Origin of the sequence: Caballeronia pedi (assembly GCF_001544915.2) — a bacterium.
Lineage (GTDB): Bacteria > Pseudomonadota > Gammaproteobacteria > Burkholderiales > Burkholderiaceae > Caballeronia > Caballeronia pedi.
In genome coordinates this window covers 145,083-160,665 of sequence record NZ_FCOE02000012.1, presented here as the reverse complement: position 1 = coordinate 160,665, position 15,583 = coordinate 145,083, and the positions used below count along the sequence as shown (strand labels likewise).

Genomic DNA, 15,583 nt, shown 5'->3' with positions numbered 1-15,583 from the left:
ATGAGGCGTGCCAATGATCTTGCAAGCCGCCGATTGCCGCTTTGCATCGAATTTATGAGCGGATACGGCGTATTTCGAAGCCGAATCCGCGCGTCTGTTCGCCTCACGCGATGGATGCGAACAACAGTCCGATCGTTCGATGTCGGCAAACGCCAGACATTTCGAGAGCCTCAGGAGAATCGTGCGCGCGTAGTGAGGCGCTCGCGAGGTCTAACGATCGTACGAATGCGCGCGACCAAAAGGCGCCGACGCGTGGCGCAGCGCATCGCGCAAGGCGACGCACTGCGTGATGCCCGAACTGCGCGCCTCTTCGAAACCGCCCTCCTCGGCGCTCACCGCGACGACGCGATGCGCGGGCGTCGCGAGCGTATGAAGCGCCATCGCATAACGCGACTCGCTTGCACCCGACGACAGAATCGATGAGAAATACGTAACACCTTCGTCGCCGAGCTTGTCGGCAATGGCGTCGTTCAGGCGCGCGGCATCGAGGTCGCTCACCAGAGCAAGCGGATAGCCGTCGTCACGCATGGTTTGCAGGAAGCGTTTGAGGGAGGCGTCATGCACGTAGTGCGCCGCCTGCTTCGTGTCCTCGCCGCCTGCGGTCCATACGGAGTCCATGTTCGCCACGATCGCGTCGATTGCCATTTGCTGTCTCCCAGATTCGTTGAATGCGTGGGTCGCCAGAGGCATGAGCGCTATTGACGACTTCGAGAGAAAAACTATAAGGTCTTGAAAATATTTGCGCTATTTAGCATTTATAACCGACCCATAAGTTTTCACTAATATGGAAGACGAGGAGCTTCCGTCAGGCGAGGTCGGAGCCACGCGACACGATGGCGTGGCGCAATTCCTGATAGCTGCGCAATCCGGCGACGCCGAGTTCGCGGCCGATACCGCTCAGGCCGAGTCCGCCCCAGCACACCTGCGGAAAGATCAGTTGCGGCGTGTTGATCCACACGAGGCCCGCGCGCAGCGCTCGGCGATAGCGGCGCGCGGCATCTTCGTCGCGCGTCGCCACGGTCGCGACGAGTCCGTACCGCGTGTCGTTGGCGAGCGCGATGGCTTCGTCGTCGGTGCGAAAGGATTTCACGCACGCGACCGGTCCGAACACCTCTTCGGTCCATAACACGTTCGCCGTATCCGGTTCCGCGATGACCACGGGCGCCATGAAAAAGCCTTCCGCGCAGGCATTTTCGAGCGCACCGCTGAACGCGATGGCCGCGCCGCCCGCGATACCCTGTTCGAGCAGCGCCTGAACGCGCTCACGCTGGGCGCGCGACACGAGCGGCCCCATCGCGACATTGCCGATGTGAGGCGGCGCGACCACGAGCGCACGCACGGCTGCTTCGAAAGCCGCGACGAACTTGCGATAGACATCGTCGTGCACGATGATGCGCGACGTGGCCGAGCACATTTGCCCCGCGTTCGTGAACGCGCCGCCTACCGCGAGCGCGACTGCATGTTCGATGTCCGCGTCGGCGCGCACGATCAGCGCGGACTTGCCGCCGAGTTCGAGCGTCAGCCGCTTCATGTCCTGCGCGGCGGCCTGCATGACCTTGCGGCCGACCGCCGTGCTGCCGGTGAACGAAATCTTGTCGACGAGCGGATGCGCCGCGAGCAGCGCGCCCACCTCGCCGCCGCCGTTCACGAGATTCACGACGCCGTCGGGCACGCCCGCCGCCGTGACGATCTCCGCGAGCCGATGCTCGACCGGTGACGTGAATTCGGACGGTTTCAGCACTGCCGTGCAGCCGGCTGCGAGCGCGGGCGCGATCTTCCACGCGGTCGTGACCATCGGGAAATTCCACGGCACGATCAGCGCGGCCACGCCGACCGCTTCGTAATGCCGTTCGCCTGTCACGGTGTCGTCGGGCAGCGCGAGCGTATCGGCGGCGAAGAGCGACGCGTCGGCGCACAGGTCCGCGTAGTAATCGAACGTGGCGATGGCGTCGCTCACATCGGTATCGGCTTCGAGCGGCGGCTTGCCGCTCACCTGCTGCTGCATCGAAGAGAGCTGCGCGCGGTTCGCCGCGAGCAGCTCGGCGATTCTGCGCAACACCTTGCCGCGCGCTACGGGCGGCTGGTTGCGCCATGCATCGAGCGCGCCGTGCGCGGCACGCACGGCGGCATCGACTTGTGCGGCATCGGCGTGTTCCTGCCAGCCGATGATCTCGCCCGTGGAAGCGTTGTGAATCGCGTTGCCTGCTTCCCGGTTCGACGCGTCGACGCGCATGCCCGCGATCGTCGCGGCGGGCAGCACGAATGAAGTGTGATTGGTCATGATCGTCCTCTCGTGGTTCATCGGTAGGCCACGCCCGGCATCACGCAGAGCATCTCGAAGGCGAGATTGGCGCCGACGAGCGCGGTCGTGCCGGCCTGATCGTAAGGCGGCGAGACCTCGACGAGATCCGCGCCCACGACGTTGAGCCCCTTCATGCCGCGCACGATTTCGAGGCCTTGCTGCACGGTCAGGCCGCCCACTTCGGGCGTGCCGGTGCCGGGTGCGAACGCGGGATCGAGCCCGTCGATATCGAAGCTCAGATACACGGGCGCGTCGCCCACGCGCGCGCGCACTTCTTCCATCAGCGGCGCGAGCGAGCGGTTCCAGCACGCTTCGGCCTGCACCACGGTGAAGCCCTGTTCGCGGCACCAGTCGAAGTCGTCGGCGTGATAGCCGGTGCCGCGCAAACCGATCTGCGTGACCTTGTCGCACTGGAGCAGGCCGTCTTCGACCGCGCGGCGAAACGGCGTGCCGTGCGCGATCTTCTCGCCGAACATCGTGTCGTTGACGTCGGCATGCGCGTCCACGTGCACCACGGCGACCTTGCCGTACTTCTTGTGCAACGCGCGCAGGATCGGCCACGCAATCGTGTGGTCGCCGCCGAGCGTAATCGGACGGCAGCCGTTCGCGACGATCGCCTCGTAAGCCGACTCGATGAGACGCATCGAGTCCTTCAGGTCATACGGGTTCGTGGCGACATCGCCCAGGTCGGCCACTTGCAGCGAATCGAAGGGCGCGGCGCGCGTCGCCATGTTGTAGGGACGCAGCAGAACGGATTCCGTGCGGATCTGGCGCGGCCCGAAGCGCGCGCCCGAGCGGTTCGACGTGCCGATATCGAGCGGCACGCCGACGAAACACGCGTCGAGGCCATCGGCGCTGGCCGCCTGCGGCAGACGCATCATCGTCGCGATGCCGCCGAAGCGCGGCATGTCGTTGCCGCCGAGCGGCTGGTTGAGTTCGCGCTGCATGGGCTTCCCGTCATCGTTATGTGGACGGGCCGATGTTAGGCGATGCCTGCGCCGCGCGAATCACGAAGTGGGAATGTTTACATCGAACCCGGTCTATGTGAATGGGCCTTCAGAGCGCCGCCAGACGGGAGCAAGTCTGGCCCCACGCGATCAGGTCGCGCTTGGTGCGCACGCCGAGTTTCGCGAACGCGCGCTTCACATACGACTCGGCCGTGCCGGTTCGCACGCCGATGATCTCCGCGGCTTCCGGCACCGTGCGGCCCGTGATGAGGTGCGCGCAGATTTCGTACTCGCGTTTGGACAGACGCACGTGGTCGGCGGCGATGCGCGCATCGAATTGCGCGAGCGGATGCAGGAACGAGGTGGGATGCGCGACACGTCGCGCGGCGCTCGTCGAGGCGTGCAGCTCCAGCAGCGGAAACAGAAATTCGCTCACCTTGCGAAAGCGGTTCATCTCGGCGAGTGTGAACGGCGGCGCATCGAGCGCGCGTTCGAGCGCGATCGAATCCTGCGCGTGCGGCGTGCCGCGCGCGAGCACGCATTCGTGCGCGATCAGCGCTTCGTCGAAGAGGCGCTGGCGAAATTCGCCGGGCGGTATCGCGCCGATGTCGCGCACCACGAGCAGCGTGCCGATCTTGCCGCGAATGCCCGCGAAGAGCGGATCGCTGTCGTAGAAGCGGTCGTAGTAGAGCGTCATGACTTCGGAGATCACGCCGCTGTCCATGCCCACGCCGCTGCTGCCGATCCATTCGCGGCGAAAGCCCGTGGGCCTGCTGTGATCGACACGCGAGCGCTCGATGTGCACGACATTGAGCGGCACGATGTCATTGAGAAACAGCGTGAGACGCGGCACGAAATCAGGTGTGCCGACCGCTTCGATCACTTGGCCGAGCGCCTTGAACGAAAGCGGAAAGTCGGCTGAATCGCGGTTGAGCGGGGGTACGTTGAGCAGCATGGCGCGCCCCAGAGAAAAGGCTGTCCGATTTTAGCCCATGCGCCGCAACGCCCGCCACACGGGGTTTCCAGCGAATATTTCGCGTGCGCTAGGTGTTTACCCCCGAATCAGGAAACACGTTTTGCCTCCCCTGAGGGGGGGCATACCGGGGCGTTCCGAGTCGGTAACTTTCCTCCACCGATTCAATTGAAAACCGACGCAATCAAGGACTCACATGAGCAAGCTGATTCAGGACATCGCGCCGCTAGGCGCAGGCATTGGCCAATTCACGAAGCTGGACTACGGCATGGACGAAAGCGACTGGCGCGCGGCGCAAGGCCAGAACGGCAACTACGTGATCGGCTGGTGGGAAGGCAAGGTCGGCGCTGTCGATTTCCCCGCGACGACCGCCGACGAAGCCGTGTGGCTCGTCGAAGGCAGGATCGCGCTGACCGACGTGAACGGCGGCCGCAAGGAGTTTGAAGCGGGACAGGGCTATCTTCTGCCGGCCGGTTTCGCGGGCCGCTGGGAAACCATCGAAGACGCGAAGAAGTTCTACATCGTGCTCGAACCGCAGCAATAACCGTCGTCGAACGCCGCCGCCCGCACGGCAGCCGAACAGGAGACCAGGCATGAACGACCGCGCCCAATTTCTCGAAGCGGAGGTGCCCGCGCCCACGCTGAGCGTCGAAGAAGCGCTCGCCCGCACGAAGCTCTTTCCCTACTGGCTCGACAATCCCGCAGAGCCGCCCGCCGAAGCCGCGCTCACGAGCGAGACGCGCGCCGATCTGCTGATCGTCGGCGGCGGCTTCACCGGCCTGTGGGCCGCGGTGCAGGCGAAGGAGCAGATGCCCGAACTCGATGTCGTGCTGATCGAAGCGGGACAGGTCGCGCATGGCGCGTCGGGACGTGCGGGCGGCATCATTTCGACCTCGGTGATGCATGGCCTGCCCAACGCCGTGCGGGTGTTTCCGAACGATATCGCCGAACTCGAGGAATTCGGGCAGCGCAATCTCGATGGCTTCGAGGAGACGCTCAGGCGCTACGACATCGACGCCGACATCGAATGGAACGGCGAGATGACGGTGGCGGTCGACCCCGATCACGTCGAGCATCTGCGGGCCGACTACGATCTGCACAAGTCCTACGGCCACGATGTCGAACTGCTCGACGCGGCGGCCACGCGCGCGCAGCTCGACTCGCCACTGTTCGCGGGTGCGCTCTGGTCGCGCAACCGCAGCGGCATCGTGCATCCGGCCAAGCTCGCGTGGGGGCTCAAGCGCGCGGCGCTCACGCTCGGCGTGCGGCTCTACGAAAACACCCCGCTGATGAGCGTGAGCGACGAAGGCGCGAGCGTCTTCGTGAAGACGCCTGCGGGCACGGTGCGCGCGACGCGCGTGCTGTTCGGTAGCGGCACCGCGAAGGTCGGCATTGCGGATATCAACCGGCGCGTGCTGCAGGTGCGCGATCACGTGCTCGCTACCGAGCCGCTCACCGACGAACAACTGTCGCGCATCGGCTGGGCGCAGCGTCAGGGCATTTACGACACGCGCACGCAGCTCAACTATTTCCGTCTCACGAAGAACAACAACATCATCTTCGGCGGCCTCGTAAGCTATCACTTCGATGGCGATCCCAATCCGCCGGGCGATCAGAACCGCGAAACGTACTACCGGCTCGCGCAGGCGTTCTACACGACCTTTCCGCAATTGAGCGACGTGCGCTTCTCGCATGCGTGGGGCGGCCCGATCGATTACTGTTCGCGCGGTTCGGTGTTCGCGAAGCGCTATCTCGGCGACAAGGCCGTGTTCGTCGCGGGCTACACGGGTTTCGGCGTGGCCGCGAGCCGCTTCGGCGCGTTCATGGGCCTGAACATCCTGTTCGATCGCGACAGCCCCGAGCGCGCGCTCGATATCGCCAGGCAAAGCCCCACGTACATTCCGCCCGAGCCGGTGCGCTGGCTGGCCGCGAAGGTGACCTTCCACGCGTTCGACGGCGCCGATGCCGAAGGCGGCTGGAAACGCGCGTGGATCAAGGGCATCAAGGCGATGGGTTTCCCCATGTGAACGCGGCGTTGCCGACGCGAGCCATCCGCATGTTTTCCAATACTTCCGATCTCGACCTGCGCCTCGTGCGCGTCTTTCTCGCCGTGGTCGACGCGCGCGGCATCACCGCCGCCGAAGCGACGCTCGGCGTGCGCCAGTCGACCATCAGCTCGCAGCTTTCCGCGCTGGAGGCGCGCATGGGCTTCAGGCTGTGCGAGCGCGGGCGCGGCGGCTTCCGGCTCACGTCGAAGGGCGAGCGCTTCGTCGCATCGGCGCGCGCGCTGATCGCCGCGACCTCGCAGTTCGTCGCGCAGGTGCGCGATATCGACCGCAAGCTCGTGGGCACCTTGTCGATCGGTCTGATCGGCCAGGCGTCGCACGTCGAGAACGCGCGGCTCGCCGAAGCGATCGGCGCGTTCCGCAAGCGCGATCAGGCCGTGCGCTTCGCGATGCACGTCGCGCCGCCGCAGGAACTCGAAGAGAGCCTCGTCAATGCGCAACTCGATCTCGCGATCGGTTACTTCTGGCATCGCGTCGCGGGGCTGTCGTACAGCCGCCTGTTCAGCGAACGGCAGGTGATCTGCTGCGGGCGCGGTCATCCGCTCTTTCATGGCGGACCGGATGTGACGCTCGACCAGTTGCGCGCGCACGACTGGATCTGGCGCAGCTATCCCGTGCCCGAGGAACTCGCGAGCATCGGCGAACGCAGGGTGACGGCCATCGCGGACAGCATCGATGCGGCCACCGTGCTGATCCTGTCGGGCAGTCATATCGGCTATCTGCCCGCGCATCACGCGCAAAGCTTCGAGCAGCGCGGCCTGATCCGCGTGCTCGGGCGTACCGCGTTCGGCTTCGACGTGCCGCTGCATCTCGCGATGAAGCGCGGCATGGCCGACCAACCGATCGTGCGCGCCTTCTGTGAAGACCTTTTCGGCGTCTATGGCACGCGGGCGCACGAGCGCGACGCCCGCGTGAAACAGCCTGAAATAGCAGTGGAAGCATGAGCATCGCCAGACATCGGCCATGCCCGATGTGAACGTTTATTCGAGTGCATCAGAGTGACCGCCACATAACGACAGTGCGGTAGCAGGCGCGACGCGCTTGACGACACCTAAAGGAGCGAGACAACATGGCTGACAGCACGAGCATCACGCAGATCGAAACCTTCGGTTTCGAGCGCATTCCCGACGCGTCGCGCTATGCGCGGCCCATCGATCTATTCCGGCTGCTGTTCGGCGGCTGCAACACGTTTTCGACATCGGTGCTCGGCAGCTTTCCGATCCTCGTCGGCCTCTCGTTCGAGGCGAGCCTGTGGGCGATCATCCTCGGCGTGCTCGCGGGCACCTGCATCCTCGCGCCGATGAGCCTGTTCGGGCCGCGCAACGGCACGAGCGATCCGGTTTCGTCGGGCGCGCACTTCGGCATTCACGGGCGGATCGTCGGCTCGTTTCTCGCGGTGCTGACCTCGGTCGCGTTCTTCTCGCTCGCGGTGTGGAGCTCGGGCGACGCGCTCGTGGGCGGCGCGCACGACATGGTGGGCCTGCCGGTCAATCCGTGGACGCTCGGCACGGCGTACATGGTGTTCGCCGTGCTCGTGCTGATCGTGTGCATCTATGGCTTTCGCTTCATGCTGTGGGTGAACAAGATCGCGGTATGGGCGGCGAGCCTCATGTTCGTGCTCGGCGCGCTCGCCTTCGCGAACGCCTTCGACATGCACTACGCGGGCACGCTCCAGCACGGCAGCGCGGGCTTCTGGGCCGCGTTCATCGGCGCGGCGCTGGTGGCGCTCAGCAATCCGGTGTCGTTCGCTTCGACGCTCGGCGACTGGGCGCGCTACATTCCGCCATCGACGCCGCGTCATCGCGTGATGGGCGCCGTGTTCGTCGCGCAGATCGCGACCTTCGTGCCGTTCTTCTTCGGCCTCGCCACCGCGACGATCATCGCGACGAAGGCGCCAAGCTACATCAGCGCGAACGACTACGTGGGCGGTCTGCTCGCCGTGTCGCCGCGCTGGTTCCTCTTGCCGATGTGCCTCATCGCGATCATCGGCGGGATGTCGACGGGCACGACCGCGCTCTACGGCACGGGCCTCGACATGTCGAGCATGTTTCCGCGCTTCCTCAACCGCGTGCGCGCGACGATGCTGATCGGCACGCTCGCTATCGGCTTCATTTTCGTCGGCCGCTTTGCGTTCAATCTCGTCGAAAGCGTGGCGACGTTCTCGACGCTCATCTGCACCTTCAGTTGCCCGTGGATGGCGATCATGGTGATCGGCTTCCTGCAGCGCCGCGGCTTCTATCTCGCCGACGATCTGCAGGTGTTCAACCGCGGCGGCCGCGGCGGCCATTACTGGTTCACGCATGGCTGGAACTGGCGCGCGATGGGCGCGTGGCTGCCGGCGGCGTTCGTCGGTCTCGCGTTCGTGAATCTGCCGGGGCAGTTCGTCGGGCCGCTCGGCGCGCTCGCGGGCGGCTGCGATCTGAGCGTGCCGGTGTCGTTCGCCGTCGGCGGCGTGCTCTATCTGGCGATGTTGTGGCGCTTTCCCGAACCCGACGCCGTGTACGGCCCGCAAGGACGCCGGTTCTTCGGCGCGCAGCAGCAGCGCGGGCGCAACGCCGCGCCGGTCGCCATGAGTTCGCGCGTGCATAACCTCGCGGGCAGTCGCGAGCAGGCCGAGTAACAGCGCAGTTCAAGACCGCAAGCGCGGCGCGCGAACGCTAAGCGCTCGCGCGTCTGCCATGCAGTCCGCCCCGTTGCGCCATAACGGCGCCAAGGCTTCGCGCCTGCTCCGCAATGATCGTGCAAAACGCGTCGGTGAAAGAACTCCCTGGCCGCAACGACGGGCGCAGCATCGCGATCGTGCGCGGCGGGATCAGTTCGATTGGTACGAACGCGAGCCCGCTCACATCGATCGACGCGGCCGTCAGACTCTCGACGATCGCACGGCCTCCAGTCGATTGAACCATGCGGCATGCCAGCGCGGAACTGGACACGCGCGCATGAATCATCGCTCCGGTGTCGGCCGATGCGAGCAGCGCCTGCAATTCAGGAATGCTTTCGAGCGCCCCCACGGTCGTCAGCGCAACGTCGTGAAGATCGGCAATGCGCAGCATGCGCCGCTTCGCGAGCGGATCATCGGAAGGCATTGCGCAGACGATTGTGGAATCGAGCAAGTGTTGCTCGATGACATTTCTCATCTCCCGGAACGGCGTGCAGATGCCCAGATCGACCTGCTGGCTCTCGACCAGATCCAGCATCTTCTCCGCGTTCTCGATGGCGACCTCCACGAAAACCTTGGGAAAGCGCGCCTGGAATGCCGCGATAGCTTCGGGCAGCAGACGTTCCGTGATCGCCGGATAGGCGCAGATGCTCAGGCGCCCGAGCGTGCCAGTGCGCAATCCGTCAGCAAGCTCGTTCAGGGCGCGCAAGCTGGCATTGGTGCGCTCGGTCTGCTCGAACAGCAGGATTGCCTCGGCCGTAGGCAGCAGCCGGCCCTTCTCGCGCTTGAACAGCCTCACGCCCAGGCTTTCTTCCAGCGCCTTGAGCTGCTTGGTCACGGCGGGCTGCGAGATGTGCATGTTCTGCGCGGCCGCGGTAAGCGTCCTGCACCGGACGACCTCATAGAGCAACTGGACCTGATGGTAGTTGAGCGTCTGCCTGGCCATGTCGTCTCCGGAATGCGCGCAATCCAAAAGCATAACCCACGGTTATGGACTCGCGTTCAAAGATGTATTGGCGCATAAGCCGATTTTTCGCTGAAATTGTATGCACACACGGATGACACGGGCTCGTCAGGAGCCGCGGAGACGACAATGCAAACGACAGCGATCGCGCAGGCCGAAAAGCCCACGAAATTCAGATGGTTCATGGTGTTCCTCGCGTTTCTCGCGATCGTCACCAATTACATGGATCGCGCGAATCTCGCGGTCGCCCTGCCGTACATGAACACGGAACTGCATCTGTCGTCGGGGCAGTCGGGGCTGATTCTCGGCGCGTTCTTCTGGACCTACGCAGCGTTTCAGATTCCGGCCGGCATGCTCGTCGACCGGTTGGGCGCAAAAGCCGTGTTCGCCGCCGCGGTCGTGTGGTGGTCGGTGTTCACGATGGCGACGGGTCTCGCGCGTGGCGCGGCCTCGCTGCTCGGTCTGCGGTTCCTGCTCGGCGTGGGCGAAGCCGGGGCCTTTCCGGCCGCCACGAAGTTCGTCGAACGCTGGTTTCCGCCGACCGAGCGCGGCCTCGCCTCCGGCATCTACGACTGCGGCGCGCGCGGCGGCACGCTCATCGCCCTGCCCATCTGCACCGCGATCATCACGGCCTACGGCTGGAAGGCGTCGTTCATCTTCACGGGCGCCGTTGGACTCGTGTGGGTCGTCGTGTGGCTCTTCGTGGCCAGCGAATTTCCCTCGCAAAGCCGCTTCGTCAACGAAGCCGAAGCAAAGCACATCGAAGAAGACGCGCCCGCCACGAAGAAGCCCGCCGTGCGCATCAAGTGGGGCCAACTTTTCACGTCCCGCGTCGTCTGGGCAATGTCGCTCGGCTTTGCCTGCCAGGGCTACGTGATCTACTTTTTCATCACCTGGTATCCCACCTACCTCGTCAAGGAGCGCGGCTTCACCCTGCTCCAGCTCGGTTTCTACGGCATCCTGCCGGGCCTCGCGGGACTCGTCGGCTCGTGGTTCGGCGGCTGGATCTCGGACCGCATCGCCGCGAGCCACTACGGCCTGAACTTCGCGCGCAAGGCCTGCATCGTCGTCGGCATGGCGTTGAGCGCGACGATCGGTCTCGCCGGAATCGTCACGCAGGCCTGGCTCGCGCTGCTGCTTCTGTCGATCGCGTTCTTTGGCGTCTCCGTCGCCACGTCGAGCATTCTCGCGCTGCCCGCCGACATCTCCACGCGCGGCGAGCGCTCCGTGGCCGGCACGGTTGCGGGTTTCCAGAACTGCGTCGCGAATCTCGCGGGCATCGCGAGTCCCGCCGTCATCGGCTTCCTGAAGGACGCGACCGGGTCGTTCACGCCGGGCCTCGTGTCGGCATCGATCGTCGCGATCATCGGGTGCCTCATCTATATCTTCGCGCTCGGGCCGATTCGCTCCGGCGTGCTGGAGCACGTCGTCGCCGACTGACGCACGGTTCGCGCATTCGTCTTTCTCATCGAGGTTTCCATGCTTTGCGATTCACCGAAAACTCCGTTTCTCGCCTTTCCCGCCGAGCCGGATCTGAGCAAGGTCGACGCGACCTTCGCCGTGCTCGGCGCGCCCTACGGCATTCCCTACGGCCCGGCGCTGCTTCATTGCGACGTCTCGAACGCGCCCGACAAGATCCGCGAGCGCAGCTTTCGTTACGGACGGCAAACCGGCCACTTCGATTTCGATCTGCAAGGCACGCTGTTCGGCGACTCGGGCGCGACGGGCGTCGACTGCGGTAACGTGCCCGGCACGCTCGACGTCGCACGCAACGCGGCGGCGGTGACATCGGCGGTCGCTGCGCTGCTCACGCGCGGCGCGATCCCGATCGTGCTCGGCGGTGACGATTCGATTCCGCCGCTCTGCGTGCGCGCCTATGAATCGCGCGGCCCGCTCAATGTGCTGCAGTTCGATGCGCACCTCGATTTCCGCGACGAAGTGAACGGCGAGCGGCACGGCTATTCGAGCCCGATCCGGCGCATCCGCGAAATGCCGTTCGTGAAACGCATCGTGCAAGTCGGCTTGCGCGGCAGCGGCAGCGCGCGTGCAAGCGATGTCGAGGACGCCTTGCGCTCGGGCAACGTGCTGGTGCCGGCGGAACTCGTGCACGACGAGGGCATCGGTGCCGTCACGAAGCATCTGGTGAACGATGCGCCGTGGTTCGTGACCTTCGATGTCGACGGGCTCGATCCGGCAATCGCGCCGGGCGTAATCGCGCCCTTGCCCGGCGGGCTGAGCTTTCATGAGGCGCGCGGCATTCTCAGGCATCTCTGCATGAAGGCGCAGTTCGCGGGCATCGATTTCGTCGAACATCATCCCGCGCTCGACGTACGGGACATGACCGCGCTGACAATCGTGCGTCTCCTGACCAACGTGATCGGACAGCACGCGCGCCGCATGGCTTCATGAGCACGACGCGGCGGCACCTCGCCGATGTTCCGGCGACACGATGGAAAAACGGCAAGGGCACGACACGCGAATTGCTCAGAGTTCCCGCGCAACATGATCCCGATGACTTCGTGCTACGCGTGAGCGTCGCCGATGTGAATGACGATGGTGCATTCTCGGTTTATCCCGGTATCGAAAGAATCCTGGCGATCCTGCGGGGTTCGGGCATGGACCTGATCGATCAATCGGACGGCGCTGTCTGGCACACGGTCGCCGGCCGGTTTTCGTCGCTCGCATTCGCGGGAGAACGACAACTACGCAACCGCCTGCTCGACGGACCGGTTCTGGATTTCAACGTCATGGTCAGACGCGATGGCGGCGTCGCGGAGCTGAGGATCGTCGATGGCTCCCGCATCGTGCCGGTTTCGACATGCCGCTTGCTCTTCGTGGCGCAGGGGTCCGCATGCGTCGTGCTCGATGACGGAAGTACGCTCGAAGTCGACGAGTCGCATTTCATCGAGCCGACTGGCGCGGCGTCCATCGCAACGACGAGCGGCTCGGTAGCGTTTCTCGTCGATTTCTCCCCGCTCGATTAAAAACGGCGCGGCGTGCCCGTCGCGGTCACGCCGAAAAATCGATTGTTCAGGCTTCGCCCCTCATCTCGCGCAGATGCTTGTAGACCGTCGCGCGTCCCATCCCCAGCACCTTGGCGACATAGTTGGCTGAGCTCTTGCCCTTGAACGCGCCCTGAGCGTGCAGCGCCTCGACGAGTTCGCGCCGGTGATCGCGCGTGAGCGAGTTGAGCGCAATCTGCCGCTCGCGGAGCCACCCGTGCAGGAAGGTGTTGATACGCTCTTGCCAATCGTCCTTGAAAAGCTCGACAGGCTGTGCCACGACGCCCGCACCGCGCAGGAAGAGATCGAGCGTGGAGCGGATGTCTTCGAAGGCTGCAATGTTGAAGTTGATGCACATCACGCCCGCCGCGTTGCCCGCATCGTCGAACAGCACCGTACTCATGCAGCGCATGCGGCGTCCGTCCCAGTTGAGCTTCTCATAGGGACCAACACGGCGTTCGCGCGCAGTTTCCTCGACTTCTTCCAGCGCCGAGTCATCGCCAATCTCGCGCTTGGAGAGATTGTTCGACAGATACGCGATCGTTTGGTCCGAGAGATCGTGAATCACCACTTCCGCATAGGGGAAGAAAAGCGTCGTGATGCTGTCCGCGATGTGCGCATAGCGCGCGAGCAGCGCTTCGCGTGCGGATTGAACGGGCGTGGGCGTCTTGCGTCGTGGCATGGAAGTAGAGATCAGTTCGGGGCCGGCGAAGGCCGATGATACCGCTAGGCCGCCGCGCGCCGCTTCATGAGATGGACATAGAGCACATGTGCGACCGCAATATCCTCGAGGCCGAGGCCGATCGAGCGGAAGAACACGGAACGCTCGTGCGAGGGCGTCGGACACGTGCCGCGCGCAAGCTCCGCAAGGTCCCCGACGACCGCATCCGGCGACCAGCCGTGACGTTCCCGGGCGATCACCATCTCGCCCGCGCTCGACGGCGTCGTCGGCCGATAGTCGCAGTAGACATCGAGCAGGCTCAGCATTGCCGGATCGATCTCGTGCGCGAGCGCGACGTTCGTGCTGATCGAGGTGACGAGCGCGGGTTTCGTGAGCGCATCGAGCGCGAGCACCGGAGTACCCGAGGATGTGCACAGCATCACGACATCCGCGTCGCGCACGCACTCGGCAGCCGAAGCCGCGACGCGCACCCGCGCGTCGAGCGCCTGCAGCGCACTCGCGCGCTCGCTGACAAGACGCGGCGAGTAGATGCGGATCTCCGACCATTCGCGTAACGGCGCGACATGCCGCAGATGCGCAAGCGCGACGCTCCCCGAGCCAATGATCGCAAGACGCTCGCTCGATACGCGCGCGAGGCGCTCGACCGCGAGCGCTGTCGTGCCCGCTGTGCGCTCGGTCGTGAGGCGAGCCGAATCGCACCACATCAGCGGCGCGCCGGTACGCATCGACATGAGCGTGGTCCAGGCAGTGACGATCGGCGCGCCCGGCTGCGCCAGATACGGCGAGAGCTTGGCGCCGAACACCTCGTGCTTCGCGAGCGCGCCGAGATAGGTGATGAAATCACCCGCGCTTTTCGGGAAAAGCGTAAGCGTCTGCGGCGGCTGCACGGCTTCGCCCTCGCCGAGCGCGGCGAACATGTCGTGGAGCGCGCCGCGGATGTCGAGCGAGGGCAACGCCAGCCGCACCTCGTCGTCGTCGACGATGAACGGCATCTGGGCGGCGCGCGCGCCATTCCCCGATTTTTCGAACAGAGAAGTCATTTGAAAGCCTCCGGTTCAGATCCGTCAGAACGGACAATTTTGTCTATTCTAGACTTTTATTTTATTTTTGTTCTATATTCCTGAAGAGCGCGTGGCGACACTCGCGCGCCTGACGCGACAGACGGTGGTTCACAAACGAACTTTGGTGACGACAATGAACTGGAAGATGATTTGCTTCGCTGGCGCGACGACCCTCGCGTTCACATTCGGTCTGGCGCATGCGCAGGCGCAGACCTTGCGATTCGGCGTCGAGGCCTCGTATCCGCCGTTCGAAAGCAAGACGCCGACGGGTCAGCTCGAGGGCTTCGACATCGATATCGGCAACGCGGTGTGCCAGCGCATCAAGATGAAGTGCGTGTGGGTGGAAAACAGCTTCGACGGGCTGATTCCCGCGTTGCAGGCGCGCAAGTTCGACGCGATCAATTCGGCGATGAACATAACGGCCAAGCGCAAGCAGGCGATCGACTTCACGCCGCCCATCTACGTCATGCCGATCCAGATGATCGCCAGGCGAGGCTCGAACCTGCTGCCGACGCCCGCAAGCCTGAAAGGCAAGTCGGTGGGCGTGTTGCAGGGTTCGACGCAGGAAGATTACGTGCGCAAGCACTGGGCGAGCGAGGGCGTGCAAATCGTGACGTATCAAAGCCAGGATCAGATCTTTGCGGATCTGTCGGCCGGGCGACTCGAAGGCGCCGTGCAGGAAGTGCAAACCGCGATCGACGGATTCCTCGCGAAGCCCGAAGGCAAGAACTTCGACTTCGCGGGCGGCGCGCTCACCGATCCTTCGACGCTTGGCGAAGGCACCGGCATCGGCTTGCGCAAGGACGATGCGGCGCTGAAGGCGAAAGTGGTCGCCGCGCTCGATTCATTGAAGAAGGACGGCACATTGAGTCAACTGTCGCAAAAGTACTTCAAACGCGACATCATTGCGAAGTAAGTACTTTATCG

The 15,583-nt window shown here is 64.5% G+C and carries 15 protein-coding genes; 8 read left to right on the top strand and 7 right to left on the bottom strand.

What is annotated here, in order from left to right:
- Nucleotides 1–210: 210 nt before the first annotated feature.
- The 4 genes from AWB80_RS19875 to AWB80_RS19860 all read right to left on the bottom strand — a co-directional run bounded on the left by AWB80_RS19875 (nt 211) and on the right by AWB80_RS19860 (nt 4,204).
- Nucleotides 211–645: a hypothetical protein gene (locus tag AWB80_RS19875; protein ID WP_061176364.1), complete on the bottom strand. Its 435-nt coding sequence runs from the start codon at nt 643–645 to the stop codon at nt 211–213.
- A 160-nt stretch (nt 646–805) separates the two neighbouring features.
- On the bottom strand, nt 806–2,281 hold the full coding sequence (locus AWB80_RS19870; protein ID WP_087131425.1) for an aldehyde dehydrogenase family protein: 1,476 nt from the start codon (nt 2,279–2,281) through the stop codon (nt 806–808).
- A gap of 17 nt (nt 2,282–2,298) precedes the next feature.
- A complete protein-coding gene (speB, locus tag AWB80_RS19865) occupies nt 2,299–3,249 on the bottom strand; it encodes an agmatinase (RefSeq protein ID WP_061176362.1) in 951 nt (316 codons plus the stop codon).
- A gap of 109 nt (nt 3,250–3,358) precedes the next feature.
- Nucleotides 3,359–4,204, bottom strand: coding sequence for a helix-turn-helix domain-containing protein (locus tag AWB80_RS19860; protein ID WP_061176361.1), 846 nt, complete (start codon nt 4,202–4,204; stop codon nt 3,359–3,361).
- 214 nt (nt 4,205–4,418) lie between these two features.
- Between AWB80_RS19860 and AWB80_RS19855 the strand changes: the two genes are divergently transcribed.
- From AWB80_RS19855 to AWB80_RS19840, 4 genes are all read left to right on the top strand, one after another.
- On the top strand, nt 4,419–4,766 hold the full coding sequence (locus tag AWB80_RS19855; RefSeq protein ID WP_061176360.1) for a cupin domain-containing protein: 348 nt from the start codon (nt 4,419–4,421) through the stop codon (nt 4,764–4,766).
- Between the two features lie 49 nt (nt 4,767–4,815).
- Nucleotides 4,816–6,249 carry an NAD(P)/FAD-dependent oxidoreductase gene (locus AWB80_RS19850; protein ID WP_061176359.1) on the top strand — a complete coding sequence of 478 codons (1,434 nt, stop codon included), beginning with the start codon at nt 4,816–4,818 and terminating at the stop codon, nt 6,247–6,249.
- Nucleotides 6,250–6,278: 29 nt separating this feature from the next.
- Complete coding sequence (locus AWB80_RS19845) at nt 6,279–7,232, top strand: LysR family transcriptional regulator (protein WP_061176428.1); 954 nt, start codon at nt 6,279–6,281, stop codon at nt 7,230–7,232.
- A 125-nt stretch (nt 7,233–7,357) separates the two neighbouring features.
- The gene (locus AWB80_RS19840) at nt 7,358–8,908 is read left to right on the top strand and encodes a purine-cytosine permease family protein (RefSeq protein ID WP_061176358.1); all 1,551 of its coding nucleotides are present in this window, start codon (nt 7,358–7,360) and stop codon (nt 8,906–8,908) included.
- A 37-nt stretch (nt 8,909–8,945) separates the two neighbouring features.
- Here AWB80_RS19840 and AWB80_RS19835 read toward each other — a convergent pair whose 3' ends face one another.
- Nucleotides 8,946–9,893: a LysR family transcriptional regulator gene (locus AWB80_RS19835; protein WP_061176427.1), complete on the bottom strand. Its 948-nt coding sequence runs from the start codon at nt 9,891–9,893 to the stop codon at nt 8,946–8,948.
- Between the two features lie 147 nt (nt 9,894–10,040).
- Between AWB80_RS19835 and AWB80_RS19830 the strand changes: the two genes are divergently transcribed.
- From AWB80_RS19830 to AWB80_RS19820, 3 genes are read left to right on the top strand one after another with little or no spacing between them, the layout of a single operon-like run.
- A complete protein-coding gene (locus AWB80_RS19830; protein WP_061176357.1) occupies nt 10,041–11,351 on the top strand; it encodes an MFS transporter in 1,311 nt (436 codons plus the stop codon).
- A gap of 39 nt (nt 11,352–11,390) precedes the next feature.
- Nucleotides 11,391–12,320 (top strand): agmatinase, encoded by a 930-nt coding sequence (locus AWB80_RS19825; RefSeq protein WP_061176356.1) that lies wholly within the window; start codon nt 11,391–11,393, stop codon nt 12,318–12,320.
- Nucleotides 12,317–12,895 (top strand): HutD/Ves family protein, encoded by a 579-nt coding sequence (locus AWB80_RS19820; protein ID WP_061176355.1) that lies wholly within the window; start codon nt 12,317–12,319, stop codon nt 12,893–12,895. Before AWB80_RS19825 ends, AWB80_RS19820 begins: the two co-directional genes overlap by 4 nt.
- 46 nt (nt 12,896–12,941) lie before the next feature.
- Here the strand turns inward: AWB80_RS19820 and AWB80_RS19815 are convergent, their stop codons facing one another.
- Both AWB80_RS19815 and AWB80_RS19810 read right to left on the bottom strand, forming a co-directional pair.
- A complete protein-coding gene (locus tag AWB80_RS19815) occupies nt 12,942–13,595 on the bottom strand; it encodes a helix-turn-helix transcriptional regulator (RefSeq protein WP_061176354.1) in 654 nt (217 codons plus the stop codon).
- 44 nt (nt 13,596–13,639) lie between these two features.
- A complete protein-coding gene (locus tag AWB80_RS19810) occupies nt 13,640–14,635 on the bottom strand; it encodes an ornithine cyclodeaminase family protein (RefSeq protein ID WP_087131419.1) in 996 nt (331 codons plus the stop codon).
- A gap of 154 nt (nt 14,636–14,789) precedes the next feature.
- Between AWB80_RS19810 and AWB80_RS19805 the strand changes: the two genes are divergently transcribed.
- Nucleotides 14,790–15,572, top strand: coding sequence for an ABC transporter substrate-binding protein (locus AWB80_RS19805; protein ID WP_061176425.1), 783 nt, complete (start codon nt 14,790–14,792; stop codon nt 15,570–15,572).
- The last annotated feature ends 11 nt before the right edge of the window (nt 15,573–15,583 follow it).

Excerpts from the sequence above, each read along its gene's own strand:
- AWB80_RS19830 (WP_061176357.1), top strand. The coding sequence starts at position 10,041 with ATGCAAACGACAGCGATCGCGCAGGCCGAAAAGCCCACGAAATTCAGA.
- AWB80_RS19870 (WP_087131425.1), bottom strand. The coding sequence starts at position 2,281 with ATGACCAATCACACTTCATTCGTGCTGCCCGCCGCGACGATCGCGGGC.
- AWB80_RS19850 (WP_061176359.1), top strand. The coding sequence starts at position 4,816 with ATGAACGACCGCGCCCAATTTCTCGAAGCGGAGGTGCCCGCGCCCACG.
- AWB80_RS19860 (WP_061176361.1), bottom strand. The coding sequence starts at position 4,204 with ATGCTGCTCAACGTACCCCCGCTCAACCGCGATTCAGCCGACTTTCCG.
- AWB80_RS19845 (WP_061176428.1), top strand. The coding sequence starts at position 6,279 with ATGTTTTCCAATACTTCCGATCTCGACCTGCGCCTCGTGCGCGTCTTT.
- AWB80_RS19825 (WP_061176356.1), top strand. The coding sequence starts at position 11,391 with ATGCTTTGCGATTCACCGAAAACTCCGTTTCTCGCCTTTCCCGCCGAG.
- AWB80_RS19855 (WP_061176360.1), top strand. The coding sequence starts at position 4,419 with ATGAGCAAGCTGATTCAGGACATCGCGCCGCTAGGCGCAGGCATTGGC.
- AWB80_RS19835 (WP_061176427.1), bottom strand. The coding sequence starts at position 9,893 with ATGGCCAGGCAGACGCTCAACTACCATCAGGTCCAGTTGCTCTATGAG.
- AWB80_RS19840 (WP_061176358.1), top strand. The coding sequence starts at position 7,358 with ATGGCTGACAGCACGAGCATCACGCAGATCGAAACCTTCGGTTTCGAG.
- AWB80_RS19875 (WP_061176364.1), bottom strand. The coding sequence starts at position 645 with ATGGCAATCGACGCGATCGTGGCGAACATGGACTCCGTATGGACCGCA.
- AWB80_RS19815 (WP_061176354.1), bottom strand. The coding sequence starts at position 13,595 with ATGCCACGACGCAAGACGCCCACGCCCGTTCAATCCGCACGCGAAGCG.
- AWB80_RS19820 (WP_061176355.1), top strand. The coding sequence starts at position 12,317 with ATGAGCACGACGCGGCGGCACCTCGCCGATGTTCCGGCGACACGATGG.
- speB (WP_061176362.1), bottom strand. The coding sequence starts at position 3,249 with ATGCAGCGCGAACTCAACCAGCCGCTCGGCGGCAACGACATGCCGCGC.
- AWB80_RS19805 (WP_061176425.1), top strand. The coding sequence starts at position 14,790 with ATGAACTGGAAGATGATTTGCTTCGCTGGCGCGACGACCCTCGCGTTC.
- AWB80_RS19810 (WP_087131419.1), bottom strand. The coding sequence starts at position 14,635 with ATGACTTCTCTGTTCGAAAAATCGGGGAATGGCGCGCGCGCCGCCCAG.